This is a genomic window from Streptomyces sp. NPDC051913, from assembly GCF_044593635.1.
Lineage (GTDB): Bacteria > Actinomycetota > Actinomycetes > Streptomycetales > Streptomycetaceae > Streptomyces.
Map to the genome: position 1 here is coordinate 126,410 of NZ_JBIUCI010000005.1, position 26,991 is coordinate 153,400.

The 26,991-nt window shown below is 71.3% G+C and carries 23 protein-coding genes and 2 pseudogenes; 11 read left to right on the forward strand and 14 right to left on the reverse strand.

The annotated features are described in order from the left end of the window. Positions 1-38: 38 nt before the first annotated feature. The 5 genes from ACIHIX_RS16595 to ACIHIX_RS16615 all read right to left on the reverse strand — a co-directional run bounded on the left by ACIHIX_RS16595 (position 39) and on the right by ACIHIX_RS16615 (position 7,007). Entirely contained in the window at positions 39-1,349 is a 1,311-nt protein-coding gene (locus ACIHIX_RS16595; protein ID WP_399955897.1) for an RNA polymerase sigma factor, read from the reverse strand. Between the two features lie 104 nt (positions 1,350-1,453). Next, a complete protein-coding gene (gene dnaG / locus ACIHIX_RS16600) occupies positions 1,454-3,361 on the reverse strand; it encodes a DNA primase (RefSeq protein ID WP_399955900.1) in 1,908 nt (635 codons plus the stop codon). 29 nt (positions 3,362-3,390) lie between these two features. After that, on the reverse strand, positions 3,391-4,656 hold the full coding sequence (locus ACIHIX_RS16605; RefSeq protein ID WP_399955902.1) for an NAD(P)/FAD-dependent oxidoreductase: 1,266 nt from the start codon (positions 4,654-4,656) through the stop codon (positions 3,391-3,393). A gap of 169 nt (positions 4,657-4,825) precedes the next feature. After that, complete coding sequence (locus ACIHIX_RS16610) at positions 4,826-6,073, reverse strand: deoxyguanosinetriphosphate triphosphohydrolase (RefSeq protein WP_399955905.1); 1,248 nt, start codon at positions 6,071-6,073, stop codon at positions 4,826-4,828. 55 nt (positions 6,074-6,128) lie between these two features. Continuing rightward, on the reverse strand, positions 6,129-7,007 hold the full coding sequence (locus ACIHIX_RS16615) for a sirohydrochlorin chelatase (RefSeq protein ID WP_399955907.1): 879 nt from the start codon (positions 7,005-7,007) through the stop codon (positions 6,129-6,131). A gap of 209 nt (positions 7,008-7,216) precedes the next feature. Between ACIHIX_RS16615 and ACIHIX_RS16620 the strand changes: the two genes are divergently transcribed. Beyond that, positions 7,217-7,894, forward strand: a complete 678-nt coding sequence (locus ACIHIX_RS16620) for a vancomycin high temperature exclusion protein (RefSeq protein ID WP_399955910.1) — start codon at positions 7,217-7,219, stop codon at positions 7,892-7,894. Here ACIHIX_RS16620 and ACIHIX_RS16625 read toward each other — a convergent pair. The 3 genes from ACIHIX_RS16625 to ACIHIX_RS16635 are packed head-to-tail and all read right to left on the reverse strand — an operon-like array spanning position 7,881 to position 11,449. Continuing rightward, entirely contained in the window at positions 7,881-8,648 is a 768-nt protein-coding gene (locus tag ACIHIX_RS16625) for an enoyl-CoA hydratase-related protein (RefSeq protein WP_399955913.1), read from the reverse strand. The genes ACIHIX_RS16620 and ACIHIX_RS16625 overlap by 14 nt on opposite strands. A gap of 12 nt (positions 8,649-8,660) precedes the next feature. Then, positions 8,661-9,908: a hypothetical protein gene (locus ACIHIX_RS16630; RefSeq protein WP_399955916.1), complete on the reverse strand. Its 1,248-nt coding sequence runs from the start codon at positions 9,906-9,908 to the stop codon at positions 8,661-8,663. After that, on the reverse strand, positions 9,905-11,449 hold the full coding sequence (locus ACIHIX_RS16635; RefSeq protein ID WP_399955920.1) for an amino acid adenylation domain-containing protein: 1,545 nt from the start codon (positions 11,447-11,449) through the stop codon (positions 9,905-9,907). The genes ACIHIX_RS16630 and ACIHIX_RS16635 overlap by 4 nt, the downstream gene beginning before the upstream one ends. Positions 11,450-11,777: 328 nt before the next feature. Here ACIHIX_RS16635 and ACIHIX_RS16640 point away from each other — a divergent pair, with 328 nt between their 5' ends. Next, on the forward strand, positions 11,778-13,865 hold the full coding sequence (locus ACIHIX_RS16640; RefSeq protein ID WP_399955923.1) for a molybdopterin oxidoreductase family protein: 2,088 nt from the start codon (positions 11,778-11,780) through the stop codon (positions 13,863-13,865). Between the two features lie 7 nt (positions 13,866-13,872). Here the strand turns inward: ACIHIX_RS16640 and ACIHIX_RS16645 are convergent, their stop codons facing one another. Then, positions 13,873-14,292: a gamma-glutamylcyclotransferase family protein gene (locus tag ACIHIX_RS16645; protein WP_399957275.1), complete on the reverse strand. Its 420-nt coding sequence runs from the start codon at positions 14,290-14,292 to the stop codon at positions 13,873-13,875. Between the two features lie 142 nt (positions 14,293-14,434). On the opposite strand from ACIHIX_RS16645, the gene ACIHIX_RS16650 reads away from it, so the two are divergent. Continuing rightward, positions 14,435-16,105, forward strand: a complete 1,671-nt coding sequence (locus ACIHIX_RS16650; protein WP_399955926.1) for a M4 family metallopeptidase — start codon at positions 14,435-14,437, stop codon at positions 16,103-16,105. Between the two features lie 101 nt (positions 16,106-16,206). Here ACIHIX_RS16650 and ACIHIX_RS16655 read toward each other — a convergent pair whose 3' ends face one another. After that, the gene (locus ACIHIX_RS16655) at positions 16,207-16,869 is read right to left on the reverse strand and encodes an STAS domain-containing protein (RefSeq protein WP_399955928.1); all 663 of its coding nucleotides are present in this window, start codon (positions 16,867-16,869) and stop codon (positions 16,207-16,209) included. A 127-nt stretch (positions 16,870-16,996) separates the two neighbouring features. Here ACIHIX_RS16655 and ACIHIX_RS16660 point away from each other — a divergent pair, with 127 nt between their 5' ends. Beyond that, positions 16,997-17,320 carry a MarR family transcriptional regulator gene (locus ACIHIX_RS16660; protein ID WP_399955930.1) on the forward strand — a complete coding sequence of 108 codons (324 nt, stop codon included), beginning with the start codon at positions 16,997-16,999 and terminating at the stop codon, positions 17,318-17,320. 56 nt (positions 17,321-17,376) lie between these two features. Here the strand turns inward: ACIHIX_RS16660 and ACIHIX_RS16665 are convergent, their stop codons facing one another. Next, positions 17,377-17,976: an NADPH-dependent FMN reductase gene (locus ACIHIX_RS16665; protein ID WP_399955933.1), complete on the reverse strand. Its 600-nt coding sequence runs from the start codon at positions 17,974-17,976 to the stop codon at positions 17,377-17,379. A 277-nt stretch (positions 17,977-18,253) separates the two neighbouring features. Here ACIHIX_RS16665 and ACIHIX_RS16670 point away from each other — a divergent pair, with 277 nt between their 5' ends. Further along, a complete protein-coding gene (locus ACIHIX_RS16670) occupies positions 18,254-18,775 on the forward strand; it encodes a hypothetical protein (protein WP_399955936.1) in 522 nt (173 codons plus the stop codon). A 116-nt stretch (positions 18,776-18,891) separates the two neighbouring features. Beyond that, positions 18,892-19,527, forward strand: a complete 636-nt coding sequence (locus tag ACIHIX_RS16675; RefSeq protein ID WP_399955939.1) for a class F sortase — start codon at positions 18,892-18,894, stop codon at positions 19,525-19,527. Positions 19,528-19,568: 41 nt separating this feature from the next. On the opposite strand, the gene cpt is transcribed toward ACIHIX_RS16675, so the two are convergent. Then, entirely contained in the window at positions 19,569-20,102 is a 534-nt protein-coding gene (gene cpt / locus ACIHIX_RS16680) for a chloramphenicol phosphotransferase CPT (protein ID WP_399955942.1), read from the reverse strand. 135 nt (positions 20,103-20,237) lie between these two features. Next, positions 20,238-20,435 (reverse strand): annotated as a pseudogene (locus tag ACIHIX_RS16685) (sulfite exporter TauE/SafE family protein); the annotation flags it as partial. Positions 20,436-20,656: 221 nt separating this feature from the next. Between ACIHIX_RS16685 and ACIHIX_RS16690 the strand changes: the two are divergent. The 5 genes from ACIHIX_RS16690 to ACIHIX_RS16710 are packed head-to-tail and all read left to right on the forward strand — an operon-like array spanning position 20,657 to position 26,301. After that, positions 20,657-21,871 (forward strand): NAD(P)/FAD-dependent oxidoreductase, encoded by a 1,215-nt coding sequence (locus tag ACIHIX_RS16690; protein WP_399955945.1) that lies wholly within the window; start codon positions 20,657-20,659, stop codon positions 21,869-21,871. Further along, on the forward strand, positions 21,871-24,486 hold the full coding sequence (nirB, locus tag ACIHIX_RS16695) for a nitrite reductase large subunit NirB (protein ID WP_399955948.1): 2,616 nt from the start codon (positions 21,871-21,873) through the stop codon (positions 24,484-24,486). Before ACIHIX_RS16690 ends, nirB begins: the two co-directional genes overlap by 1 nt. Next, entirely contained in the window at positions 24,483-24,833 is a 351-nt protein-coding gene (nirD, locus tag ACIHIX_RS16700; protein WP_399955951.1) for a nitrite reductase small subunit NirD, read from the forward strand. Before nirB ends, nirD begins: the two co-directional genes overlap by 4 nt. A gap of 55 nt (positions 24,834-24,888) precedes the next feature. Next, positions 24,889-25,470: a TetR/AcrR family transcriptional regulator gene (locus tag ACIHIX_RS16705; protein WP_399955954.1), complete on the forward strand. Its 582-nt coding sequence runs from the start codon at positions 24,889-24,891 to the stop codon at positions 25,468-25,470. A 60-nt stretch (positions 25,471-25,530) separates the two neighbouring features. Next, entirely contained in the window at positions 25,531-26,301 is a 771-nt protein-coding gene (locus ACIHIX_RS16710; protein WP_399955957.1) for an SDR family NAD(P)-dependent oxidoreductase, read from the forward strand. A 31-nt stretch (positions 26,302-26,332) separates the two neighbouring features. On the opposite strand, the pseudogene ACIHIX_RS16715 reads toward ACIHIX_RS16710, so the two are convergent. Next, a pseudogene (locus ACIHIX_RS16715) lies at positions 26,333-26,896 on the reverse strand (short-chain dehydrogenase); the annotation flags it as partial. Positions 26,897-26,991: the final 95 nt, after the last annotated feature.

The following is a 26,991-nucleotide window of genomic DNA, read 5'->3' on the forward strand; positions in this document are numbered from 1 at the left end:
CGCGGGCGCGACCAGCCCCCACCCACCCGCACCCGGCATCAGTCGAGATATCCCCTCAGCTGATCCGCGAAAGCGTGATCCCGCAGCTTGTTGAGCGTCTTCGACTCGATCTGCCGAATCCGCTCCCGAGTCACGCCGAAGATCCTGCCGATCTCCTCCAGGGTCCGGGGACGACCGTCAGCCAGCCCATACCTCAGCTGTACGACCTTCCGCTCCCTCTCCCCCAGCGTCGACAGCACCGCCTCAAGGTGCTCCCTGAGCAGCAAGAACGCCGCCGACTCCACCGGTGACGTCGCGTCGCCGTCCTCGATCAGGTCGCCCAGTGCGACGTCGTCCTCCTCGCCCACCGGCGCGTGCAACGACACCGGTTCCTGCGCCAGCCGCAGCACCTCGCTGACGCGCTCCGGCGGGAGGTCGAGGTGGCCGGCCACCTCCTCCGGCGTCGGTTCGTAGCCGCGTTCCTGCAACATGCGGCGCTGGACGCGGACGACCCGGTTGATCAGCTCGACGACATGGACCGGCACGCGGATGGTGCGGGCCTGGTCGGCGAGGGCGCGGGACATGGCCTGGCGGATCCACCAGGTGGCGTACGTCGAGAACTTGTAGCCGCGGGCGTAGTCGAACTTCTCGACCGCGCGGATCAGACCCAGGTTGCCCTCCTGGACCAGGTCGAGCATGGTCAGCCCGCGGCCGACGTACCGCTTGGCCACCGAGACGACCAGCCGCAGGTTCGCCTCGATGAGGCGGCGCTTGGCCATGCGGCCCATCACGACGAGGCGGTCCAGGTCGAGGGCGAGCCCGCTGTCCAGGCCGGGGGTGCCGAGCCTCTCCTCGGCGAACAGGCCCGCCTCGACGCGTCGGGCGAGTTCGACCTCCTCGGCCGCGGTGAGGAGCGGGATGCGGCCTATCTCGCGGAGGTACTGGCGGAACAGGTCGGAGGACGGGCCGCTGGTGTCGGGGCGGGTGCGGGCGGCCGGTTCCGGAGCCTCGACCGGCTCGGGCGCCTCCGCGGCCTCAGGGGCCTCCGGGGCTTCCGGGGCGTCCAGGGCGTCGGCGGGCGGCTCTTCCGACTCGGTCTCGGGGTGGTGCACGACACGGTTCTGCGGGGGGACCGCGACAAGAACGTCGGTCTCGGCGTCCGGCTCCGTGGCGTCCGTACTGTTCTCGGTCTGGGTCAGGGTCTGCACGGGGGCGACCTCCAGGATGATCGCTGCAGAGGAGTGCGGCAGCGCTGTTTCGGGGGCGGAGTCGGCGGCCTCGCCGCTGTCCGTCCCGCACGCGATGAGCGGAACCGCGGGGGTCTGGGACCCGCTGGGGACGGATCGGCCGCGCTCCGAGGACTCAGGCACCGGAACCCAGTGTGGAGTACGACACATCACCGCCACGAGGGGCGTGCGGTGACTTTTTGAGTCCGGTCCGTGACCGGGTGGTTACCCTGGCGGACGCGACACGCTCAGAGAGCTGCGGCTCCGTGCTCGCGCAGCGCCTGGTCGTACTGCTGGAGCACCCACAATTCGTTCTGCACGGCGGCCAGTTCGGCCGGGTCTCCGTGGGTGCCGAGGCGGGTGAGGGTGCTCTGGATGTCGCGGACGCGGCGCTCCACGGCCCGGCGGCGGACCGCCACCAGCTGGATGCCCGCGTAGATCTCGTCGACGGTCTTGCGCATGATCGCCTCGACGGCGAGCTCCGTGACCATCGCGCGCACCGCGTCGTCGGGGGCGGCCTCGCGGACCCGGACGAGATAGTCCTGCGCGTCCTGAGTGCCGTACTCGGCGCCGCCCGCCTCCATGATCGCCAGGCGTACGGCGGCATAGGGCGCGGCGGTGAACTCGTCGATGCCGTAGGCGTCGAACGCCGGGGAGACCAACTCGGGGCGCTGGAGGGCGAGTTTGAGGAGTTCTCGCTCGGTGGCGTAGACGGGGTTGCGGAGCTGGAGTGCCGGGCCGCCGGCGGTGGGGCGCTGGGTGGGCTCGTACGGCTGCTGCGGGCCGCCGCGGGAGGGGGCGGGGGCACCCTTGCCGCCGCGGTCGCGGGCCCAGCGGGCCAGCTGGGCGACGCGCTTGACGACGAACTGGGTGTCGAGGATGCCGAGCATGCCGGCGAGCTGGACGGCGACCTCGTGCTGGGCGCCGCTGTTCTTGATGCGGGCGACGATCGGGGCGGCCTCGTCCAGCGCCGAGGCACGGCCCGCCGGGGTGTCGAGGTCGTAGCGGACGACGATCTGGCGGAGCGCGAACTCGAAGAGCGGGGTGCGGGGCTCCACGAGGTCGGCGACCGCCTCGTCGCCCTTCGCCAGGCGGAGTTCGCAGGGGTCCATGCCGTCGGGGGCGATGGCGATGTAGGTCTCGGCGGCGAACTTCTGGTCGTCCTCGAAGGCGCGCAGGGCCGCCTTCTGGCCGGCCGCGTCGCCGTCGAAGGTGAAGATGACCCGCGCGCTGCCGTTGTCCATCAGCAGTCGGCGGAGGATCTTGATGTGGTCGCCGCCGAAGGCGGTGCCGCAGGTGGCGATGGCGGTCGTCACCCCGGCGAGATGGCAGGCCATGACGTCGGTGTAGCCCTCGACGACCACGGCGCGGCTGGCCTTGGCGATGTCCTTCTTGGCGAGGTCGATGCCGTAGAGGACCTGGGACTTCTTGTAGATCGCCGTGTCGGGCGTGTTGAGGTACTTGGGGCCGTTGTCCGCCTCGTACAGCTTGCGGGCGCCGAAGCCGACGACCTCTCCGCCGATGTCTCGGATCGGCCACATCAGCCGGCCGCGGAAGCGGTCGATGGGGCCGCGGCGGCCCTCCTGCGACAACCCCGACAGCAGGAGTTCCTTGTCGCTGAAGCCCTTGCCGCGGAGGTAGCGGGTGAGGTGGTCCCAGCCCTGGGGGCTGTAGCCGACGGAGAAGTGCTCGGCGGCGGACTGGTCGAAGCCCCGCTCGGCGAGGAACTTGCGGCCGGTGTCGGCCTCCGGGCTGGTGGCGAGCTGTTCCACGTACCAGTCGGCGGCGATCTTGTGGGCCTCGACCAGGCGGATGCGTTCGCCGCGCTGGTGGGCGGGGTTGTAGCCGCCCTCCTCGTAGCGCAGCGTGATGCCGGCCTGGGCGGCCAGGCGCTCGACCGACTCCGAGAAGGTGAGGTGGTCGACCTTCATCACGAACGTGATGGTGTCGCCGCCCTCCTGGCAGCCGAAGCAGTGGAAGAGTCCCTTGCTCGGGCTGACCTGGAAGGACGGCGACTTCTCGTCATGGAACGGACACAGGCCCTTGAGGTTGCCACCGCCCGCGTTGCGCAGCTGGAGGTACTCGGACACCACGGCGTCGATCGGGACCGCGTCCCGTACCGCCTTCACGTCCTCGTCGTTGATCCGTCCTGCCACGCGTGAATTCTACGGGGACGGACTGACAGCTAAGGGACCAGGTTTTCGAGCGGAACGTGTGGGTCCGCCAGCGCCTCCGTGTCCACCTGGGTCTTCGTGCGGATCAGCTGCTGGATCGGGTCCGTGACGTCCCACACGTTCACGTTCATCCCGGCCAGCACCCGGCCCTCCTTCACCCAGAACGCGATGAACTCACGCTTTCCGGCGTCCCCGCGGATCACCACTTCGTCGTACGACCCCGGGGGCGCCCAGCCGCTGTACTCCATCCCCAGGTCGTACTGGTCGGAGAAGAAGTAGGGCACACGGTCGTAGACGAGGTCCTGGCCGAGCATCGCGCGGGCCGCGGCGGGGCCGCCGTTGAGGGCGTTGGCCCAGTGCTCCACGCGCAGCCTGCTGTCGAAGAGGGCGTGGTGGAAGGAGGCGACGTCACCGGCCGCGTGGATGTCGGGGTCGGAGGTGCGCAGCCGTTCGTCGACCGCGACGCCGCCGCCGTGCGCCCGGTCGGCGAGTTCCAGTCCCGCCGCCTCCGCGAGGGCGGTGCGCGGGGCCGCGCCGATGGCCGCGAGGACGTCGTGCGCCGGGTGTTCCTCGCCGTCGTCGGTGCGGGCGGCCAGCACCATGCCGTCCTGGCCGACGATCTCGGTGAGCTGGGCACCGAAGTGGAAGCGGACGCCGTGCTCCCGGTGGAGGTCGGCGAAGAGGCCGCCGAGCTCGGGGCCGAGGACGTTGTGCAGCGGGGTCGCGGAGGGCTCGATGATCGTGACCTCGGCGCCGTACTCCCGGGCCGCCGCCGCGACCTCCAGGCCGATCCAGCCGGCTCCGGCGATCACCAGATGGCCGTTGTCCCGGCCGAGCGCGGCGAGGACCCCCTTGAGGCGTTCCGCGTGGGCGAGGCGGCGCAGATGGTGGACGCCCGCGAGGTCGGTGCCGGGGATGTCCAGGCGGCGAGGTTCGGCGCCGGTGGCCAGAAGCAGCTTGTCGTAGTGGACGAGCGTGCCGTCGTCGCCGAAGCGGACCGTCTTCGCCGCGCGGTCGATCGCGTCGACCGTCTGGCCGAGGTGCAGCTCGATGTCGTTGCGCGCGTACCAGGCCGGTTCGTGGACGAAGACGCTGTCGCGTTCCTCCTTGCCGAGCAGGTAGCCCTTGGAGAGGGGCGGGCGCTCGTAGGGGTGGTCGCGTTCGTCGCAGATCAGTATCACGCGACCGGTGAAGCCCTCCGCTCGGAGCGTCTCGGCCGCCTTGGCGCCGGCGAGACCGCCTCCGACGATCACGAATGTCTGGTCCGCGTCGACCACTTGATGCCTCCTACCGGGGGGTCTGGGGAGTGTCGCCCCAGAGAACACAGCGGGTGCCGCCACATGGGAGCGTCCCGCACGCAGCGTGATGGGGGAAGAGGGAGTGGCCCGATCAGGCCACGGAGGGTCACATTCGGGCGCGTTTCGCTTCACCCATGGCACATCTGTCTCACATATGCCCTGTCAGACGCGCATGAAGCGACCTCGCCGACGCGTCCGTGAGGGACGCGATCTGGTCGACGATCACGCGCTTGCGGGCGCGGTCGTCGGGCGCCTGGTCGAACAGCGCGCGGAACTGCGGGTCCAGCCCGTCCGGGGCCCGGGCCGTGAGCGCCTCGGCGAGTTCCGCGACCACGATCCGCTGGTCGGCCCGCAACCTCTCCTGCTCGGCGCGCTGCATCACGTACCGGTCGGCGACGGCCTTGAGGACCGCGCACTCCAGCCGCGTCTCGTGCGGTACGACGAGCTCGGCGGCGTACCGCGTGAGCGGGCCGGCGCCGAACGCCGCGCGCGTGGCGCCCTCGGCGGCGAGGCAGAAGCGGCCGATGAGCTGGCTGGTGGCGTCCTTCAGCCGGGCCTGGGCGACGGCCGTGCCGTCGTAGCCGTGCGGCCACCAGGGCTGGTCCTGGAGCCGGTCGAGGGCCGCGGCGAGTTCGGCGGGGTCGGTGTCCTCGGGCACGTACCGGCCGAGGGCGACCTCGAAGACGGCCTGCCGTTCCGGTTCCGCGTGCAGGCAGTTGGGGTCGATGTGGCCCGCGTGCAGGCCGTCCTCCACGTCGTGGACCGAGTACGCCACGTCGTCCGACCAGTCCATGACCTGCGCCTCGAAGCAGGTGCGGGTGCCGGGGGCGTCCTTGCGGGCCCAGTCGAAGACGGGGCGGTCGTCCTCGTAGACGCCGAACTTGGGCGAGGCCTGCGCTCCCGCTCCGCGGGGCCAGGGGTACTTGGTGGCCGCGTCGAGGGTGGCGCGGGTGAGGTTCAGCCCCACCGAGCCCTCCTCGGTGAAGCGTTTGGGTTCGATGCGGGTGAGGAGGCGCAGGGACTGGGCGTTGCCCTCGAAGCCGCCGCAGTCCTCCGCGAACTCGTTGAGGGCCTGTTCGCCGTTGTGACCGAACGGGGGGTGGCCGAGGTCGTGGGCGAGGCAGGCGGCTTCGACGAGGTCGGGGTCGCAACCGAGGGCCGCGCCGAGCTCTCGGCCCACCTGGGCGCACTCCAGGGAGTGCGTGAGGCGGGTTCTGGGGCTGGCGTCCCAGGCTTGATTGCGGGTGCCTGGCGTGACGACCTGCGTTTTGCCGGCGAGCCTTCGGAGCGCGGCGGAGTGGAGGATGCGGGCGCGGTCTCGTTGGAAGGCGGTGCGGCCGGGGCGCTTGTCCGGCTCTGGGGCCCAGCGGTCTGTTGAGGGCAGGTCGTACGACATGACTCGACAGTACGGGCAGGGACTGACAATTCGCCGGTTCGTCCGCGTTGTTCTGTCAGACGGCGAGTGCGGGTTGTGTGGGGCTGGTCGCGCAGTTCCCCGTGCCCCTGAGGCCGATCATCTGGTCGTACCTGTGAAGGATCAGGTCGGCCATCGAGGGGTGCGTGCCCAGTGGGGCCGACGCCATCCACGGTGCTGCCTCCGCGCACTCCGTTGCGAAGCGGCCGGGAGCCGTGAAGTACGAGGCGACTGCTACTCGGGCGAAGCCTCGGGCGGTCAAAGCCTCTATGGCCGCGGGGACCGTGGGGGCCGCCGTCGTTGCGTAGGCCGGGACCACCGGGACCTCCAGGCGGGTCGACAGCAACGACGCCATACGGGCCATGTCGACCTTCGACTCGGGGTCGCGGGAGCCCGCCGCCGCCAGGACCACCGCGCTGCCCGCGCGCGGCGACTCCTCCCAGCCCGCCTCCACCAAGCGAGCGTGCAGGGCCTCCACCAGCAAGGGGTGCGGGCCCAACGCCGGCGCCACGCGTGCGCGTACCTCTGTCTCGGCGGCCATCTCGGGGATGTCCCGCTTCACGTGGTAGCCACGGCTGAGCAGGAGCGGGACGAGGATCGCCTCGCGGTTGCCGAGGGTCTTGAGGGTGTCGGTCAGCAGTGGGGCGTTGAGCTCGATGTGGCCCAGGTGGACCGCGAGGCCGGGGCGCTGTTCGCGGACCTTGTCGAGGAGGCTGCTCACGGTGCTCAGGGCACGCGGGTCGCGGCTGCCGTGGGCCACGACGACGAGCGCGGGCGGTTCGGAGCGTCGTCGGCCGTCGAGCGAGACGAGGCTGAGCTGGCTGGCGAGCTGGCTGCTGATCCGGTTCATGAGGTGCGCCGTACTGTCGAAGTGGACCGTCTTGGACTCGTCGGGTAGAGAGTTCGACGCTGTCATGAACCGATGGTGGCGGGGGGAGGTTGCCGTCCCGTTGCATGAAGATAACGGGGATTTTCCGTGGGTTCACCGCGCCCCGGTAGGCCGGTGTGAGGTGGGCTGACCTGCGTTTTCCTGCGTGTGCGTGAGGCTGGTCACGTCGGCGGCGGCGAACCGCGGCGGCTTACGGCACGTCCCTGACTGTCGAAGGACGACCTGGGAGGGACCCCGTGAGACTGCGCAGACCCCGTCTGCCGCGCACCCGTACCGGGCAGCGGCGGCTGGTGCAGGCCGTGATGGCCGGGTGCGTGCTGGCGCTGCTTCCGGCGACCTGGATGTACGTCGTCACGGGCGACCGGCTGCGGACGACCGCGGACGTGCCGCGCACCGAGGTCGCCGTCGTCTTCGGGGCCGGGCTGTGGGACGGGGAGCCGTCGCCGTATCTCGCGCACCGGCTGGACGCGGCGGCGAAGCTGTACCGGGAACAGAAGATCAAGGTCGTCCTGGTCACCGGCGACAACAGCCGGAAGGACTACGACGAGCCGGACGCCATGCGGACCTATCTGACCAGGCACGGGGTTCCCGACTCCCGCATCGTCAGTGACTACGCCGGGTTCGACACCTGGGACTCCTGCGTCCGGGCCAAGAAGATCTTCGGCGTGGACCGGGCCGTGCTGATCAGCCAGGGCTTCCACATCCGGCGGGCGGTCGCGCTGTGCCAGGCGGCGGGCGTGACGTCGTACGGCGTCGGCGTGGACGCCAAGCACGACGTCACCTGGTACTACGGGGGCACCCGCGAGATCTTCGCCGCCGGCAAGGCCGCCCTGGACGCGGTCTTCGAGCCCGATCCCCGGTTCCTCGGGCCGAGGGAACCGGGGGTGAGCAAGGCGCTCGCTAGCGGCCGGTGAAGCGAGGCGGGCGCTTCTCCAGGAACGCCGTCATGCCCTCCTTCTGGTCGTGCGTCGCGAACAGGGCGTGGAAGACCCGGCGTTCGAAGCGGATGCCGTCGCGCAGGCCCGTCTCCAGGGAACGGTCGACGCATTCGCGGGCGGCCCTGACCGCCGTACGGCCGTAGGAGGCGATCGTCTCCGCCGCCGTCAGGGCCTCGGGGAGCGTCCGGTCGTCGGGAACCACCCGGGACACGAGCCCCGCGCTCTCCGCCTCCCTCGCGTCCATCGCGCGGCCGGTGAGGACCAGGTCCATCGCCTTGGCGCGGCCGATCAGCCGGGTGAGGCGCTGGGTGCCGCCGATGCCGGGGATCACGCCCAGCTTGATCTCCGGCTGGCCGAAGACGGCGGACTCCCCCGCGATCACCAGGTCGCACATCATCGCCAGCTCGCAACCGCCGCCCAGGGCGGGGCCGTTGACCGCGGCGATCTTCGGGGTGCGCAGGTCGGCGAAGTCCTCCCAGGCCGCGAAGTAGTCCTCCGCCGCCATGTCGACGGCCGTCATCCGGGCCATCTCCCTGATGTCGGCGCCGGCCGCGAAGCAGCGGTCGCCGCCGGTGACGACGACGCAGCCGACCCCGGGGTCCGCGTCCAACGGGCGGAGAACGGAGAGGAGTTCGGCCAGGAGTTCACCGCTCAGCGCGTTGCGGACGTGTGGGCGGTGCAGGCGTACGGTGACGATCGCGCCGTCGCGTTCCAGCTTCAGGTTGTTCATGCGCATCCCCTTCTACGAGTCCCAGATCGCGCCGTACGCCGGGATCCCCCGCCGCTCCAGGCCGTGCACGACCTGCCAGGTCAGCTTCTTGTTGGAGATGCAGATCACCGCCTCGGCCCCGAAGTCGCGGTAGGCCTCGTGGGCGAGGCGGACCATGTCGGGCTTGCCGTGCCGGGAGGTGTCCCAGATCAGGGCGTGCGGCTGGACGGAGAGGATCTCGTCGACGAGGGCGTCGCCGTAGGTGGTGCGGGGGTCACGGGTAGCCCAGACCAGGCGGGAGGGAACCTCGGCGGCCAGCAGGTGGGGCAGGCAGGGGCCGATGCCGCTGCCGGTCGCGACGTAGACGACCTTGGTGAACAGGGTCTCGATGTTGGCGACGCCGGCGGTGGTGATGCCCTTGACCCAGACCCGTTCCGGCAGGTCGTCGATGAAGGCGCCCGTCCAGTCGCCCGCCCGGGAGATCGTCAGACGGAAACCGGGCTCCCCGGGCGCCGGAACGTTGGCGAAGGAGTGCCACTCCTTGAGCGGGTTGCGGCTGATCGCCGTGGAGGAGCCCGCGAAGGGGGTCTCGCCGTGGTCGAAGCGGGCCAGCACGACGTGTGGGGAGGGGCGTTCCAGGCGTACGGCGACCTTGCGCAGCCTGAGCCAGGGCAGGGCGACGCTGAAGGTGACGATCGCGAGGACCGTGACCGGTACCGGGCCCGGGGATCCGAGGAGGGTGTGCGTCCAGAACAGGGCCAGGGCCGTCCAGCCGCCGAAGCGGTGGATCTTCTCGAAGTGGTCGTGCCGGCGGGAGCGGAAGGGGGGCAGGGCGGTCGCGATGATGAAGGCGAGCAGGGCCAGGAGGGCCCAGCCGACTGTTGCCTGAAGCGTGTTGTGCGTGCTGATCGTCGCCGCCAGGAACCAGGCCGTGCCCGCCAGCGCACCGCCCACGTGCAGGCCGCCGAAGTGGTAGACCTTGCCCAGCGTCCAGCGGATCTTCAGCGGCCAGCTCGTCGGTGCCCAAGTGGCCAGCCTGAAGAGGAGGTTGACGACGTACTGCTGACGGACGAGGACGGCCAGGGCGAGGTTCGCGAGGGCCGCGTGACCCATCGTGCGGGTGGGTGGGGCCCAACTCACCCACAGCCAAACGCTGTTGGCCAGGAGCACCAGCGCCCACAGGCGGTTGTAGTGCATCAGGCGCGGGTGCTTGAGCAGGCGGCGCAGGCGGGAGGTGAGCGGGGGCAGGTCCACCGACTGCCGTTCCAGGGACGTCGTCATCGGGACACCGCCGTGATCCGTTCCTGCGCCAGCCTCAGCAGCGCCGGTTTGTCGATCTTGCCGCGGTCGGTCTCCGGTAACCGGGTGAGCGGCAGGACGCTCTCGGGGACGCAGTAGTACGGCAGCGCGTCCGCCACCGCGCGCCGGGCCCGGTCGGGGTCGACGTCCGCCGGGGTGACGAAGGCGACCAGGGTGCGGGCGTCCCGTTTCAGGGTCACCGCACGGACGCAGCCGTCGACCGACTCCAGCACCGAGGAGACGGAGTCGAGTTCGACACGGAAGCCGCGCACCTTGACCTGGTCGTCGGTGCGGCCGAGGTGTTCCAGCTCACCGCCGGGGGTCCAGCGGCCCAGGTCGCGGGTGCGGAACATCCTGCGGTCGCCGCCCAGGAAGGGGTCGGGGGCGTAACGCTCGGCGTTCAGGGCGGCGTTGCCCAGATAGCCCGCCGAGACGCAGTCGCCGCCCGCCCACATCTCGCCGACCTCGCCGACCGGGAGGGGACGGCGGTCGGCGTCGAGGACGTAGACCGTGTTGTTGGGGGTGGGGCGGCCGATGGTGAGGAGCGGGGCGGCCGGGGCGTGTCGGCTCATCGTGTTCACGATGGTCGTCTCGGTCGGGCCGCAGCAGTTGAAGAAGGTGGCCCGGCTCGCCCAGCGGTCGGCGAGCGGGCGCGGGCAGGGCTCCCCGGCCACGGCGACCGTGCGGACGCGGGGGCAGGCGGCCGGGTCGAGGCCGGACAGGACGGTCGGGGTGGCGATGACGACGTCGGCGGTGCGGGCCGCGGCCGCGATGTCCCTGCCGCGGATGATCAGGGTGCCGCCGTGGGCGAGGCAGCCGAGGATCTCCCACGCGGCCATGTCGAAGGCGATGTTGAGCAACTGGGCGACCCGGTCGCCGGGGCGGATGCCGAGGTCGCCGGGGGCGGTGAGCAGGATGTTGGCGACGTTGCGGTGGGTGACCTTCACGCCGTTGGGGCGGCCGGTGGTGCCGGAGGTGAACAGGACGTAGCAGCCGTCGTCGGGGGTGACGGGGACTTCCCGGCGGGGCTCCGGGGCGCGGGGCCTCGGGATGTACGGCAGTGGCTCGTCGAGGGCGATCAGCCGGTGACCGGCGGGCAGTGGGACGCGGTGGGCGTGCTCGGCGACGGTGATCACGACCCGGGTGCGGGCGGCGCGGATCACATGGGCGAGCTGGGTCGCGGGGGCGAGGGCGACGTCCTGCGGGACATAGGCGGCGCCCGCCTTCAGGATGCCGAGGAGGCCGACGACCATCGGCAGGGAACGGCGGACGAAGAGGCCGACGTGGTCGCCGGGGCGCACGCCCTCGCGGATCAGGCGGGTGGCGACGGCGTCGGCGTGGCGGTCGAGTGCGCCGTAGGTGAGCCGTACGCCGAGGTGTTCCGCGGCGACGGCGTGGGGAGTGGCCGCGGCCTGGCGTTCGACGGCTCTGTGGAGGAGCGGGTCCGGGACGGGGACGGCCGGGCCGACGCCGTACTCGAAGAAGAGATGCTGGTCGCGTGGGCTCAGATGGCGCAGAGGCATGCTGGGGGAACCTCCTGGCTGGCTTCTTCGCGTGAGGGATTTGCCTGGCGCCAAGCTGGATCCGGGCTCGACTGTAGTCGCGGTTTTTCAACTCTCAACAAGGTGTGACCGGCCAACCACGGAACGGAACACGCCACATGTGGCGTCTTTCACAACAAGGGCAACTTCGGCCCCGTCCGGTGGCGACTCATGGGTGGCCCCGTGTGCGCCTGACCAGGGTCGGGGCAGGTGGCCTCACCGGGGCCGGGAGGCGGCGGGGAGGTCGCCGTCCCGGCCGTGTAACAGGGGGCCGCCGCGCACGTAACACGGCGGAAGCACGCTGAAAGGCATGCAGAACTCCGCGACGCCCACCCACTGCCCCTACTGCGCCCTGCAGTGCGGGATGAATCTCACGCCCGTCCCGGACGGGGGCGTGGAGGTCACCGAGCGCGCGGACTTCCCGGTGAACCGGGGGGCGCTGTGCGGCAAGGGCCGGACAGCGCCCGCGGTGCTCTCGTCGAGCGTCCGCCTGACCTCCCCGTTGGTGCGCTCCGGGGGCACGCTGGTGCCCGCGACGTGGGACGAGGCGCTGGACCGGATCGCCGGGGAACTGCTGCGTACGCGGACGGAACATGGTCCGGACGCGTGCGGGGTGTTCGGCGGGGGCGGCCTGACGAACGAGAAGGCGTACACGCTGGGCAAGTTCGCCCGGGTCGTCCTCGGCACCTCGCAGATCGACTACAACGGACGTTTCTGCATGTCCTCGGCCGCGGCCGGCGGCATCAAGGCGTTCGGCCTGGACCGCGGGCTGCCGTTCCCGCTGGAGGACATCCCGCGGACGGGGTGTGTGATCCTCGTCGGCTCCAACCTCGCCGAGACCATGCCGCCGTCGCTGCGCTTCTTCACCGAGCTGAAGGAGAACGGCGGCACCCTGATCGTCGTCGACCCGCGCCGGACGAGGACCGCCGACCAGGCCGACCTGCATCTGATGCCCCGCCCCGGCACCGATCTCGCCCTGGCTCTCGGCCTGTTGCACCTCATCGTCGCCGAGGGGCGGGTCGACGAGGCGTACGTCGCCGAGCGCACCGCCGGCTGGGAGGAGGCACGGGCGGCGGCGATGGCGCACTGGCCGGAGTACGTGGAGCGGATCACCGGCGTGCCGGTGCCCCGACTCCGGGAGGCGGTGCGGATGTTCTGCGAGCCGGAAGCCGCGATGGTGCTGACCGCGCGCGGCCCCGAGCAGCAGTCCAAGGGCACCGACACCGTGGGCGCCTGGATCAACCTGTGCCTGGCGACCGGGCGGGCGGGCAGGCCGCTGTCCGGGTACGGCTGTCTCACCGGGCAGGGCAACGGACAGGGCGGACGCGAACACGGGCAGAAGGCCGACCAGTTGCCCGGTTACCGCAAGCTCGACGACCCGGCGGCGCGACGCCATGTCGCCGAGGTGTGGGGTGTGGACCCGGACGCGCTGCCCGGACCGGGGCGCAGTGCCTACGAGTTGCTGGACGCGCTGGGTACGGACATCAAGGCACTGCTGCTGATGGGGTCCAACCCGGTGGTGTCGGCGCCGGCCGCCGCGCACATCGAGGAGCGCATCAAGTCCCTGGACTTCCTGGCCGTCTGCGATGTCGTCCTCTCCGAGACGGCCGCGCTCGCGGACGTCGTCCTGCCGGTCACGCAGTGGGCCGAGGAGACGGGGACGACGACCAGCCTGGAGGGCAGGGTGCTGCTGCGCCGGCAGGCGGTCACCGCACCCGAGGGGGTCCGCAGCGACCTGGAGGTCATGCACGAACTCGCCGACCGGTTCGGCGTGGAGAAGGGCTTCCCGACCGACCCCGAGGAGGTCTTCGAGGAGCTGCGCCGGGCCAGCGCGGGCGGGGCGGCGGACTACTCCGGGATCACCTATCGCCGGCTGGCGGAGGAGAACGGGGTGTTCTGGCCGTGCCCGACACCGGAGGCCGGTGGGGCGGAACACCCCGGCACTCCCCGCCTCTTCCTCGACCGTTTCGCCACCGCCGACGGCCGCGCCCGCTTCGTACCGGTCTCGCACCGGGCGTCGGCGGAGGAGCCGGACGACGAGTACCCGGTGCTGCTGACGACCGGCCGGGTCGTCGCCCAGTACCAGTCAGGCGCGCAGACCCGCAGGGTCGACGAGCTGAACGCCGCCGCGCCCGGTCCGTTCGTGGAGCTGCACCCGCGGCTCGCGGCACGGCTCGGCGCGGCCGAGGGCGACCCGGTGGCGGTGGTGTCCCGGCGCGGCCGGGCGGTGGCGCCGGCCCGGATCACCACCGGCATCCGCCCCGACACGGTCTTCATGCCGTTCCACTGGCCCGGCGAGGGCCGCGCCAACACCCTCACCAACCCGGCGCTCGACCCGACCTCACGGATGCCGGAGTTCAAGACGTGCGCGGTGCGGGTGGAGACGGTCGAGTCCTGAGCGTGCGTCAGCGCAGGGCCAGCCAGTCGCCGGTCGCGATGCGGCTGCCGTAGCGGCGGAGCCCCTCGGCCACTGCGGGGGCGGCGACGTACGTCCAGGCCCGCACCGGCGTTCCGTCGGCCTCCCGGACCACCTCGCGTTCGACCCGTTCGTAGAGGTTCCGGGGGTCGCCGGGCGCGTACTCCTCCAGGCGGTCGAGGGCGACGAGCAAGGCGCCGTACTCCTCGGGGCGGGCGGTGACGAGGTCGCCGCGGACGATGCCGGGCTCCTCCACCGCGTACGGGTATCCCGGGCCGTCGTACAGGGCCGCGCCCCGGAGCAGCGCCGGTTCCTCGGCCGTCGTGCGGCCGCGCAGGAAGTGGTCGTGGTTGGGCTCACCAGGGCGAAGGGTGCCGTAGACGAAGAACGGGAGGGAGGGCGGGGGCAGGGGGGTGAGGCTCACAGAAACGATTCTCTCTCCACACACACCGGCACAGCGGCGGTATGGACATGACAGGCCTGTGCCCTTTGAATCTCCTCCAGCACGAGCGCCTCCCCCACGCGCCCAAGGCGCCTTTCTGAGGAGACAGATGAGCCGAATACGCTCAATTCGTCCTGTCCGCTCCATCCGCTCCCCCCGGGGTTCCCGGCTCGCCGCCGCCGGTGTCGCCGTCACCAGCACCGCCCTGCTGGCGGCCGCTCTCGTCCCCGCCGCCGACGCGGCCGACAGACCGACCCGGGCCACCGCGATCGACAACGCGGCCTCGGCGCTGGTCGACCAGGCCGCCGCGCTGGGTCTGACCTCCGCGCAGGACACCAAGGTCCGGGACGTCGTCGTCGACAAGAACGGCACACAGCACGTCCGTTACGACCGCACCTACCGCAACCTGCCGGTGCTGGGCGGCGACTTCGTCGTCCACCTGGCGTCGGACGGGTCGTACAAGGGCGCCGACCGCGCGACGAAGAAGGCGATCTCGCTGGCCGGCGTGAAGCCGGCCCTGTCCGCGCCCAAGGCCGCCGACCTCGCCGCGAACGCGCTGCGCGCCGCCAACCTCGGTGAGACGCTGAAGAAGCTGACGGCCAAGCCGCAGCTGGTCGTCGACGCCCTGCACGGCACGCCGAGGCTGGCCTGGCGCACCGAGGCGGTGGCCCAGGACTCGCTGGGCAACCCGGTCGCTCGCGTCGTGCTGACCGACGCGGGCTCGGGCGCCCAGATCGACGCCTGGGACTCGCTGGAGTCGGCGACGGGCGACGGCAAGTCGCTGTACGGCGGGACGGTTCCGCTGGAGACGACGCTGTCGGGGTCGACGTACCAGCTCAAGGACGCGACGCGCGGGAACACGTACACCGGCGACGCGGCCAACAAGACCGACCTGTGCATCCTCGGCATCTGCTTCAGCCGCGCCCCGGCGACGCTGTTCACCGACGCCGACAACCACTGGGGGACGGGGACGACTTCGGACCGGGCGACGGCCGCGGTGGACGCGCAGTACGGCACCAACGTCACCTGGGACTACTACAAGAACGTCCACGGCAGGAACGGCATCGCCGGTGACGGCAAGGGCTCGTACAACCGCGTCCACTACGGCAACAGCTACAACAACGCCTTCTGGGACGACAGTTGCTTCTGCATGACCTACGGCGACGGTGACGGGACGCAGCTCGGCCCGCTGGTGTCGCTGGACGTGGCGGGGCACGAGATGTCGCACGGTGTGACGTCGAAGACGGCGGCGCTCACGTACTCGGGTGAGTCCGGCGGGCTCAACGAGGCGACCTCCGATATCTTCGGCACCCTGGTGGAGTTCTACGCGGGCAACTCCTCCGACGCCGGGGACTACCTGATCGGCGAGAAGATCGTCCGGTCGGGCTTCGGACGGGACGCGCTGCGCTACATGGACAAGCCGTCCAAGGACGGCAACTCGGCCGACTGCTGGAGCTCCTCGGTCGGGAACCTCGACGTGCACTACTCGTCGGGCGTCGCGAACCACTTCTTCTACCTGCTGTCCGAGGGCAGCGGCGCGAAGACGGTCAACGGCGTCAGCTACAACTCGCCGACATGCAACGGCAGTTCGGTGTCGGGCATCGGGCGGGACAAGGTGGGCGCCATCTGGTACCGGGCGCTGACCGTCTACATGACGTCCTCGACGAAGTACGCGGGCGCCCGCACGGCGACGCTGAACGCGGCGAAGGACCTGTACGGGGCGGGCAGCGCGGAGTACAACGCGGTGGCCGCGGCCTGGAGCGCGGTGAACGTGGCCTGACCCGCGGGCGGATGTCCTGCGGTGGCGGTGCGGTGGCGGGCCCGAACGGGGCTTCGCCACCGCACCGCCGACGTTCCGGCAAGCGGCGCGCCCGGCTCACCTCAGGGTGGCGCGTCCGGGGCGGGTCCCCCGGTGCCGGGGGACGCGGGCAGGGTCGCCAGCACTTCCGTCACCTGTTGTCTCATGCCGTCGGGGAGCCCTCCGTCCCGTGCCGTGCCCACCAGTTCACCGGCGAGCACATGCAGCTTGGTGTTGGTGTTCTGGGAGATCCTGACCAGTACGTCCCAGGCGTCCTCGGGGCTGAGCGCGAACGTCGCCATCAGGATGCCCCGCGCCTGGTCGATGGCGGGCCGCGTCTGCATGGCGCGGCGCAGCTGGACGACCTCGTTGCGCAGTTCCTGCTCGTCGTGGTTCAGGGCGTGCTCCCCCGGTGTGAACAGTGGCCAGGTGCCGGTCACGGTCAGCAGGCGCCGTACCGCGGGACCGGCGGATCGGATGGTGAGCGTCCTGCCGTGTTCCAGCGCGCGCCGCCGGGCGGCCAGCAGGACGTTGAGACCCGAGCAGTCGCAGAACGTCGTCCCGCCCAGGTCCAGGTCCACGCCCCGGGCGGCACACCGCAGGGCCCGCCGCAGGGTTTGCTCCAGCGCCGGGGCCGCGCTGATGTCGAGTTCGCCGCGGACCGTGACCCGTACACGTCCGTCCGGGGACGGTGCGTCCATGGCCAGGTGCGCCGCGCTGTCGTCGACCACGAGGGGTGCGTGCATTTCGCTGTCCTTGTCGAGTCCGCTCGCTCCGGTTCCAGCTTCCGCACCACTCCTTCACACGTCAAGAGATACAGGAAATTTATTTCATGCTTTTGGTTACGCGAACCACAGGTCGTATTCTGAGCGCATGGGAGAAGTGCCGGAACCACACTCGGGGTGGACGTTTCTCACCAGTCACGCCCGCGTACTGGCAGCGATCGCCGAGGACCACACCACCCGCATCCGCGACATCGCGGCCCGGTGCAGGCTGACCGAGCGCGCCGTCCAGAAGATCATTTCCGATCTGGAGGCCGACGGGTATCTGACCCATCGGCGCGAGGGCAGATCGAACACGTACCGGATCGAGCCGGGAACCATCCTGCGCCACCCGGCGGAGTCCGGCCTGACCGTGGCGGAACTCCTCAACCTGCTGGCCAACCACGAGGCGCGGCGCGAGACCGCCGACGGGTGACACCGGTACGACCGCGTCACCTTCGGCGAATTCCCTGAGTTCCCGGGGCGGCGGGGCTACGCCCCGTAGGGACGTTTCGCCCTCGCCTCTCGCAGGCTCCTCCCCCACCACACCAACTGGTCCAACATCGCCTTCGCCGCCGCCTCCGGGCCCGACGAGTCCTTCGGACGGCCGGTGTCGTCGAACGACGCCCCCGCGTGGTGGAAGGACACCGTGTCGCGCACCGTCACCGCGTGCAGTTCCGCGAAGACCTGCTTCAGATGCTCGGTCGCCCGCAGGCCACCGGCCTGGCCGCCGTACGAGACCAGGGCGACCGGCTTGGCCTGCCACTCGGTGAAGTGCCAGTCGATGAGGTTCTTCAGGGCCGCCGGGAAGGAGTGGTTGTACTCGGGGGTGAGGACGACGAAGGCCTCGGCGCCCTCCAGCTTCGGGGTGACGTCGGCGAGGGCGGCGGTCGCCTCGGGGGTCGGGGTCAGGCTCGTGGGGAGGTGGACGTCGGCCACGTCGACGACCTCGGGGATCAGGTCGTCCCGGCCGCGGAGACGGTCGAGGAGCCAGTCGGCGACGACGGGGCCGAAACGGCCGTGCCGGTTGCTGCCGACGATGAGGGTGACATGGAGCGGGGCGTCTGCGACGAGCGCGTCTGGGTTGGGCATGCGGCACAGCCTGATACCTCAAGTTTGGTCGAGGTCAAGCGGTTGCCGCGACGGACGGGTCACCCGGTCGCACGCGCGCTCTGCGCCCTTCGGGTTCTCTTCCGCGACACACCTGCCGTACGCCGGTGACCTGCCGAAACTCTGAACTCATGGGCACCTTTCAGCCCGACCTGACACCCATTCAGCACATTTCTGACGCACGCTCAGGAAGCGCGCTCGGCCGGCTGCGACTTACCTCGGAAGGGCAGGGGACACCGAATCGCTCGAAGGAGCACCGATGCGCCGTACCGCCCGTCTGCTCACCGGCACCGCGCTCGCCGTCGCGGCCGCCGGGCTGGCAACCGCGCCGGTGTACGCCGCGGACTCGGGCAGCCTGGAGGTGTACCCCTCCTCGGTGGTGCCGGGCGAGCAGGTCACGGTGAACACGGCGGCGTGCGGCGACGGCGCCACCGCGGAGGGCGACGCGAGTGCGGTGGGTGCCGGGCGGTTCACGCTCGCGCCGAGCACGCACGAGCAGGACGCGATCGGGCAGTTCAAGGTGCCGGAGAGCGCGCAGCCGGGGACGTACGAGATCGTCGCGACCTGTGCGGAGAACGGGCGGCGGGTCACCGGTGACCTCATGGTCACGATGACGTCGACGCGGCAGCAGGTGTATCCCCGAGGAAGTGTGAAGACGGGGGTCGGTGGCGCTCTGGGCCCCGATCCCGTGCAGACCGCGGCCGGCGTGGCGGCTCTCGCCGTCGCCGCCGCGGGCGGTACCTGGCTCCTGCATCGCCGGGCGAGAGGCGACGGGATCTGACGGACACCCTCCGCTGTCCGTCCGCCGGTACCGCATGTCCCTCCCCCTCCGGGTCCGACGCCCCTCGCGGCCCGGAGGGGGGCGGGTCCACCGCGTCCATCGCGTAGGAGGCTCGTGTGCGCAGATTCATCAGGGCCGGCAGGGCCGGCAACGTCGTCATAGCGGCCGTCACCCTCGTCGCCCTGTGCACGGGTGCGTGGCTGCTGCGCAATGGCGCCGAGACACATGCCCCGCCGCAGCCGGCGCCGTCCGAGGCCCGCGCCGGTCACGCCGACCCGCGCTCGGCACCCGCCCTGCCGCCCTCGCCGCCCGATCGCATCCGGATCCCGTCGATCGGGGTGGACGCGCCCCTGATGGGCCTCGGGCTCACCCCTACGGGCAGCCTCGACGTCCCGCCGGCCGAGAAGAAGAACCTCGCCGGCTGGTACGAGGCCGGCACGACGCCCGGTGAGACCGGCACCGCGATCATCGCCGGACACGTCGACAACGCCGACGGCCCCGCCGTCTTCTACGACCTCGGCGCCCTGAAGAAGGGCAGCCGCATCGAGACGCAACGCCGCGACGGCACGACGGCCGTCTTCACCGTCGACTCCGTGGAGGTCTACGACGCCCGCCACTTCCCCGACAAGAAGGTCTACGGCGCCGCCCACCGCCCCGAACTCCGGGTCATCACCTGCGGAGGCGGCTACTCGAAGTCAACGGGCTACCAGGGAAACGTGGTCGCTTTCGCCCACCTGACGACCAGCCACTGACGGGGCCTGCGGCGGCCCCGCGCCTGTAGCCAGCGTCCCCCTCACCCCACCCCGCCCACCACCTTCCGCCCGATGATCCGCGCGCACTCCAGTGACTCGGTGTCGGCGGTGTCGACCTCCACGTCGTAGGTCACGCCCTCGTGGACCACGTGCGCCTGTTGTTCGGCCATCCCCCGTACCCGGTCACCGCGGGCGATCTCGCGGCCCGCGGCCACCGCCGGATCGCAGTGGACGCCGACCCAGAGGACGTCGAGGCCGTCGAGGACACGGCGCCAGCGGTCCTGTGTGGCCGCGCCGCCGAGGAAGACGTCGTCGATGATCAGTCGGGCGCCGGAGTGTGCCATCGTGGCGATCCCGCGGGCCCAGGCCGCTTCCAGGGCCATGAACGCGGGGCCCACGTCCACCCCGCCGTCGGGGGCGAACTCGATGCCGACCCCCTCACCCGGCATCGCCTCGATCAGCGAGTCGACACCGAAGGTCAGCCACGGGTCCGGCAGAACCGCCTGAAGACACCGCGCGATGCCTGACTTGCCGGAGCTGGAGCCGCCGTTGAGCACGATCACCTGGGTCGCCATCGGGCCAACGTAGCGTCAGGCCACCCACTGCTCCCACGCCATTTTCGCCACCAGAGCGAACACCACCGTCAGCAGGACGACCCGACCGCGCCCTGCCAGGCGAACATGGCCAGCGCGCCGGCGATGGGGGTCCCCTCGGACGTCCACCGGCGCCTTACTGGCGTATGTCACCGCCGCGCCCGACGTGCCGACGACGGCCTCCGCCTTGTTGGTGCCGAGGAGGAGGGCGGGCAGCAGGAGCAGGCCGCCGCCACCGACCACGGCGTCGATCCAGCCGGGCGCCAGGGCCGCGAGGCACAGGACGACCACGGTGGTCAGGGGTATCCCGCGCATGAGCGCTACCTGATGGATGGGATACGTGCACCGTCCAATCACCTGGGGCGCGTAGAGGGCTCCGGCCGCTCCTCTGTGGCCCACGACACCCTCCTCACAGCGCACCCCCGGCGCCCGTCCCGAACCCTCACACCCGCACCCCGGCGGTGGGGAGGGCAGCGTTCCTCGTGGGAAACAGATGCGATGCGGTCGGGAAACACCCGCACCGCACGCTCCTAGGCATGACCTCGAATACGCGTGTGGTGGTGATCGGCGCCGGCCTCGCGGGCGTCCGTCTCGCCCGGCGGCTCGGCGAGCTCGGCACGCCCGTGACGCTGATCGGCGAGGAGGAGCACCGCCCGTACAACCGGGTGCTCCTCGCCGATGTGCTGGCCGGACGGTACAGCCCCGACGTGATCGCGCTGCCGGCCCCGGCGGAGCTCACCCGCGCCCGGGTCACCGGCATCGACCGCGAGGCGCGGACCGTCGAGTGCGCGGACGGTTCGAAGATCGCATACGACACGCTGGTCCTCGCGACCGGCTCGAACCCGGTGCTGCCGCCGCTGCGCGGACTGTTCACGCCCGACCACGTCCTGCCGGAGGGCGTCCACGCCTTCCGCACCATGGACGACTGCCTGGGCCTGTCCAAGCAGGTACGGCCGGGTGTGAAGGCGGTCGTGATCGGCGGCGGGCTCCTCGGGGTCTCCGCGGCCCGGGCCCTCGCCCAGCGCGGCGCCCAGGTCGTCCTCGCCCAGCAGGGCGAGCGGGTCATGGAGCGCCAGCTCGACCCGAGCGCCTCGAAACTGGTCCAGCGGCACCTGAAGGACCTCGGGGTGGAGATCCACACCGAGTGCCGGGTCCGTGACGTCCGCGTCGTCGGCGGCGCGGTCCGCTCGGTCGAGATGGCCGACGGCTACGCCCTCGACGCCGACCTCGTGGTCCTGGCCTGCGGCGTCCACCCGCGGGCGGGCCTCGCGCAGAGCGCGGGGCTGGAGGTCCGCAAGGGCATCGTCGTCGACGACGAACTGCGCACCTCCGACCCGCACATCCACGCCATCGGCGACTGCGTCCAGCACGACGGTGTCCTGTACGGGCTGGCCACTCCGGCCCTCGAACAGGCCGACGTGCTGGCCGAGTTGCTGGCCGGTCGGGCGAAAGCCCGCTACACCGGCACCCGTTCGCTGACCCGGCTCACGCTGGCCGGTGCGAACTCCCCCTTCGATCTCGCCGCGTTCGGCGAGACCGAGCCGCGGCCCGGGGACGACGTCGTCCAGCTCACGGACGCCACCCGCGGCACCTACCGCAAGGTCGTCGTCCGCGACGACCGCCTGGTCGGCGGGGTTCTCGTCGGCGAACTCGGCACCGTCGGCGCGCTCGCCCGCGCCTGGGAGGGAGCAGAGCCGCTCCCCGACAACGGCCCGCTGCTCCACCTGCTCACCAACGATGGAGGCTCCTGATGACCGCCAGCCCGGAGGCCACGGAGGCCACCCCCACGATCGTCCTCGTCGGCCACGGCATGGTCGGCCAGCGTTTCCTGGAGGCGCTCGCCGACCGCGGCCTGACCGGCACGCACCGCGTGGTCGTGCTGTGCGAGGAGCCGCGTCCGGCCTATGACCGCGTCGCCCTCACCTCGTACTTCTCGGGCAAGACGCCCGAGGACCTGTCCATGACGGACCTGGAGTTCATCCAGGCGCACGGCATCGAGCTGTACGTCGGCGACCCGGCTGAGACCATCGACCGCGAGGCGAAGAAGGTCACCGCGAAGTCCGGCCAGGTCTTCGAGTACGACATCCTCGTCCTGGCCACCGGCTCCTTCCCGTTCGTCCCGCCGGTCCCGAACAAGGACGCAGCCGGCTGCTTCGTCTACCGCACGATCGAGGACCTCCTCGCGATCGAGGAGTACGCGAAGACGGCGACGACGGGTGCCGTGGTCGGCGGTGGTCTGCTGGGACTTGAGGCCGCCGGCGCGCTCAAGGGTCTCGGACTCACCTCCCACATCGTGGAGTTCGCGCCGCGGCTGATGCCGGTGCAGGTCGACGACGGCGGTGGCGCGGCCCTGCTGCGGACCATCGAGGAGATGGGCCTGAGCGTCCACACGGGCGTCGGCACGCAGGAGATCGTCGTCGACGAGGCGGGTGCCGTCACCGGCATGAAGCTCTCCGACGGCTCCGAACTCGCCACCGACCTCGTGGTGTTCAGCGCCGGTGTCCGCCCCCGCGACCAGTTGGCCCGCGCCTCGGGCCTCACGGTCGGCGAGCGCGGCGGCATCACCGTCGACGAGCAGTGCCGCACGGTGAACGACCCGAGCGTCTTCGCCATCGGCGAGTGCGCGCTGGCCGCAGACGGCCGGGTGTACGGCCTGGTCGCCCCGGGTTACGAGCAGGCCGAGACGGCCGCCGCGACCATCGCCGCCGACGAGGCGGCCTTCACCGGCGCCGACCTCTCCACCAAGCTGAAGCTGCTCGGCGTGGACGTCGCCTCCTTCGGTGACGCGCACGGCGCGACCGAGGACTGCCTGGACGTCGTCTACTCCGACTCCCGCGCGGGCCTGTACAAGAAGCTGGTCATCGGCCGCGACGGCACGCTGCTCGGCGGCATCCTGGTCGGCGACGCGGAGGCGTACGGCACGCTGAAGGCGTTCACCGGCTCGATCCCGCCGGTGTCCCCCGAGTCGCTGGTGCTGCCGGCCGGTGCCGGGGAGTCGGTGCAGCTCGGCCCGAGCGCGCTGCCGGACGACGCGATCATCTGTTCCTGCAACAACGTCCGCAAGGGCACCATCCGGGCCGCGGTCACCGACCACCGGTGCACCACCGTGCCCGAGGTGAAGAAGTGCACCAAGGCCGGTACCACCTGCGGCAGTTGCGTCAAGGTCCTCGGCCAGCTGGTCAACGCCGAGCTGGAGGCGTCCGGCGTCGAGGTCGACAAGGGCCTGTGCGGCTGCTTCGGGCAGACCCGCGAGGAGCTGTACGAGATCGTCCTCGCCCTGCGCATCAACACCTACCAGGACCTGCTCGACCGGTACGGCCGCGACGAGGCCAGGGGCGGTGACGGCTGCGAGGTCTGCAAGCCGGCGGTCGCCTCGATCATCGCCTCCCTCGCCCCGACGATCGGCGCCGACGTCTACGTCCTGGACAGCGAGCAGGCCGCCCTCCAGGACAGCAACGACCACTTCCTCGCCAACCTCCAGAAGAACGGCTCCTACTCGGTCGTCCCGCGCATCCCCGGCGGTGAGATCACCCCGGAGGGCCTGATCGTCATCGGTGAGATCGCCCGCGACTTCGGCCTCTACACGAAGATCACCGGCGGCCAGCGGATCGACATGTTCGGCGCCCGCGTCGAACAACTCCCCCTGATCTGGACCCGCTTGGTGGACGCCGGCTTCGAGTCGGGCCACGCCTACGGCAAGTCGCTGCGCACGGTGAAGTCCTGCGTCGGCCAGACCTGGTGCCGCTACGGCGTCCAGGACTCGGTCCGCATGGCGATCGACCTGGAGCTGCGCTACCGGGGACTCAGGTCACCGCACAAGCTGAAGTCGGCGGTCTCCGGCTGCGCCCGTGAGTGCGCCGAGGCCCAGTCGAAGGACTTCGGCATCATCGCCACCTCCGGCGGCTGGAACCTGTACGTCGGCGGCAACGGCGGCGCCACCCCGCGCCACGCAGACCTCCTCGCGCAGGACCTCTCCGACGCCGAACTCATCCGGCTCATCGACCGGTTCCTGATGTTCTACATCCGCACCGCCGACCGCCTGGAGCGCACCTCGACCTGGCTGGAGCGCATCCCCGGCGGCCTGGACCACGTCCGTGACGTGGTCGTGGAGGACTCGCTCGGCATCTGCGAGGAGCTGGAGAGCCTGATGACGGCGCACGTCGCGCACTACCGCGACGAGTGGGCCGACACCATCAACGACCCCGAGAAGCTCGCCCGGTTCGTGTCCTTCGTGAACGCCCCCGACACCCCCGACCCGGTCGTCGGCTTCGTCCCCGAGCGCGACCAGATCAAGCCCGACCTGCCGCTGCTGTCCATCGGCATCCGCCCTGCTGAAGACGTCCTGGAAGGAACCGCCCAGCGATGACCCTGGCACCCGAGACCACCGACCTGAAGGTCCAACTCCAGCTCGACGACAGCTGGTTCACGGTCTGCGACCTGAACGTCCTGCTGCCGGGCCGCGGCGTCGCCGCCCTGCTGCCCGACGGCCGCCAGGTGGCCCTGTTCCGCGACCGCGCGGGCAAGCTGTACGCCATCGACAACCGCGACCCGTTCGGCGGCGCGGCGGTCCTCTCCCGCGGCCTGACCGGCTCTCTCCAGGGACGGCCGTTCGTGGCCTCGCCCCTGCTGAAGCAGCGCTTCGACCTGGAGACCGGGGAGTGCCTGGACGACGAGGCGGTACGGATCACGACGTACGAGGTCCGCGCCGCCTGAGACACGGCGGACGGTTTCTTGACTGATCGTTCCAGACGGTCCTAGGCTGCTTCCCATGGCCAGGACCAAGGAGTTCGACCCCGAGGCCGCGCTGCAGGCAGCTCTGGAGCTGTTCTGGCGGCGCGGCTACGAGGCGACCTCGATGGCCGACCTGGTCGAGCACCTCGGCATCGGCCGCGCGAGCCTCTACGCGACCTTCGGCAGCAAGCACGAGCTGTATCTGAAGGCACTGGAGCGCTATCAGGAGCGACTCCCCGACCTGCTCGGGGAGTTGTCCCGGCCCGGCCCGGTCCTGCCGGCCGTCCGGGCGCTCGTCCGGCGCTACGCCGACGAGGCCACCGCCGAGAACCTGCGCCTGAACGGCTGTTTCATCACCAACACGGCGGCCGAGCTGGCCCCGCACGACCCGGCCGCGGCCCGTCAGGTCGAACGGAACTGGGACCACCTGGAGACGGTGCTGCACTCGGGCCTGGCCCGTGCACGGGCCCAGGGCGAACTGCCCGCCGACCGGGACCCGTTGGCGCTCGCCCGTATGCTGCTGGTGCTGCTCCAGGGCCTCAAGGTCGTGGGCAAGGCCTCGCCCGACCCGGCCCGGGTGCGGGACGCGGCGGAACAGGCGCTGACACTGCTGGACTGAGGTCCGCTGTTTTTTATTTGCCGCCATACTGAACCGATCGGTCAAGAAAAAGGGGAGATCATGACCGCCAGGACGCGTTTCACCGACAAGACCGCTCTCGTCACCGGCGCGGGCTCCGGCATAGGCCGGGCCATCGCTCTGGCGCTCGCCACCGAGGGGGCTCGGGTGGTGGTCGCCGGTCGCCGCCAGGAGCCGCTGGAGGAGACCGTGCGGCTGATCGAGGAGGCGGGCGGCAAGGCCCTGGCGGTCACGGCGGACGTCGCGGACGCCACCGACGTACAGGCCCTGGTGGCCGCCGCCGTCGACCACTTCGGCTCGCTCGACGTGGCCGTCAACAACGCGGGCGTCTTCCGGGGTGGGCAACCCCTCGCCGACCTGCCGGAGGCCGACTGGCACGAGCAGCTCGGCATCAACCTCACCGGCGTCTTCCTCGCCCTTGCGGCCGAGGTCCACCAGATGCGCACCCAGCCCTCGGGCGGCGCGATCGTCAACATCGCCTCGATCTTCGGCGTCCACGCCCGCCACCCCGGTGCCGCCGCCTACGCCGCCACCAAGGCCGCCGTGTCGGTGCTGACGCGGGGCGCGGCCCTGGACCACATCCGCGACGGCGTCCGGATCAACGCGGTCAGCCCCGGCGCGGTCGAGACGCCGATGTCGCTGCGCCCGGGCGAGACGGAGGCGCAGCGCGCCGAACGGGCCGAGGGCACCCTGCCGTTGGGCCGTGTCTCGACCACCGACGAGATCGCCGCGGCGGTCCTGTATCTGGCGTCGGACGACGCGTCGTCGGTGGTGGGCACGGACCTCGTGGTGGACAGCGGGGCGGCGGCCTGAGAGATCAGCCCCTCAGCTCCTCGTACGCCACCGGTGAGCCGCGCAGGCCCGCGAGGGAGGGGCCGGTGAAGGAGTCGGGCGGGACGCCGGGGGCGGTGGCGGCGTACAGGGTGGGAAGCGCGCCGCCTTCCGCGGACTGGGCGAAGAACCTGTTGCCGACCGCCATGAACCGCTCCACGAACCGCCGCCCGGCCATCCGTGGCCCCGCCTCCTGGAGGTTGGTGGCGGCGTATCCCGGGTGGGCCGCGGCGGCGACGACGTCGGCCCCGTGCCCGGCGGGCCTGCGCTCCGGCTCGTGGGTGAAGAGCAGGTTGGCGGTCTTGGAGCGGGCGTAGGCGACCCAACGCCGGTAACGGCGCTCGCTGTTGAGGCCATCACGCCCGCGTTGTCGACGAGCAGATCGAGCCGGTCGTACGGGAAAGCGCGCGCGAAGTCCCTGACGGAGGCGAGGTCGCCGAGGTCGAGCCGGATGAACTCCACGTCGGCACCCGGCACTTCGCTGACGAGCCGGTCCCCGGCCTCGGTGCCGCGCGGTGACGTGGCCGAGGCCGCTGTTGGCGCCGGTGACGACAGCCCGGCCTACGAGCGGGGGCACTCCTGGTCATGCGAGCCGTACGCCCGATTCACGCCTTGTCCATGACACGTCAATCCCATGGCCCTAGGGTCCGACAGCGCGCGACCCCGACGCCG

Bases quoted from the DNA above. Each gene is read 5' to 3' on its own strand.
- ACIHIX_RS16610 (WP_399955905.1), bottom strand. From the start codon at position 6,073: ATGTCGTACGACCTGCCCTCAACAGACCGCTGGGCCCCAGAGCCGGAC.
- ACIHIX_RS16615 (WP_399955907.1), bottom strand. From the start codon at position 7,007: ATGACAGCGTCGAACTCTCTACCCGACGAGTCCAAGACGGTCCACTTC.
- ACIHIX_RS16625 (WP_399955913.1), bottom strand. From the start codon at position 8,648: ATGAACAACCTGAAGCTGGAACGCGACGGCGCGATCGTCACCGTACGC.
- ACIHIX_RS16630 (WP_399955916.1), bottom strand. From the start codon at position 9,908: ATGACGACGTCCCTGGAACGGCAGTCGGTGGACCTGCCCCCGCTCACC.
- ACIHIX_RS16635 (WP_399955920.1), bottom strand. From the start codon at position 11,449: ATGCCTCTGCGCCATCTGAGCCCACGCGACCAGCATCTCTTCTTCGAG.
- ACIHIX_RS16640 (WP_399955923.1), top strand. From the start codon at position 11,778: ATGCAGAACTCCGCGACGCCCACCCACTGCCCCTACTGCGCCCTGCAG.
- ACIHIX_RS16650 (WP_399955926.1), top strand. From the start codon at position 14,435: ATGAGCCGAATACGCTCAATTCGTCCTGTCCGCTCCATCCGCTCCCCC.
- ACIHIX_RS16655 (WP_399955928.1), bottom strand. From the start codon at position 16,869: ATGCACGCACCCCTCGTGGTCGACGACAGCGCGGCGCACCTGGCCATG.
- ACIHIX_RS16660 (WP_399955930.1), top strand. From the start codon at position 16,997: ATGGGAGAAGTGCCGGAACCACACTCGGGGTGGACGTTTCTCACCAGT.
- ACIHIX_RS16665 (WP_399955933.1), bottom strand. From the start codon at position 17,976: ATGCCCAACCCAGACGCGCTCGTCGCAGACGCCCCGCTCCATGTCACC.
- ACIHIX_RS16670 (WP_399955936.1), top strand. From the start codon at position 18,254: ATGCGCCGTACCGCCCGTCTGCTCACCGGCACCGCGCTCGCCGTCGCG.
- cpt (WP_399955942.1), bottom strand. From the start codon at position 20,102: ATGGCGACCCAGGTGATCGTGCTCAACGGCGGCTCCAGCTCCGGCAAG.
- ACIHIX_RS16690 (WP_399955945.1), top strand. From the start codon at position 20,657: ATGACCTCGAATACGCGTGTGGTGGTGATCGGCGCCGGCCTCGCGGGC.
- nirB (WP_399955948.1), top strand. From the start codon at position 21,871: ATGACCGCCAGCCCGGAGGCCACGGAGGCCACCCCCACGATCGTCCTC.
- nirD (WP_399955951.1), top strand. From the start codon at position 24,483: ATGACCCTGGCACCCGAGACCACCGACCTGAAGGTCCAACTCCAGCTC.
- ACIHIX_RS16705 (WP_399955954.1), top strand. From the start codon at position 24,889: ATGGCCAGGACCAAGGAGTTCGACCCCGAGGCCGCGCTGCAGGCAGCT.
- ACIHIX_RS16710 (WP_399955957.1), top strand. From the start codon at position 25,531: ATGACCGCCAGGACGCGTTTCACCGACAAGACCGCTCTCGTCACCGGC.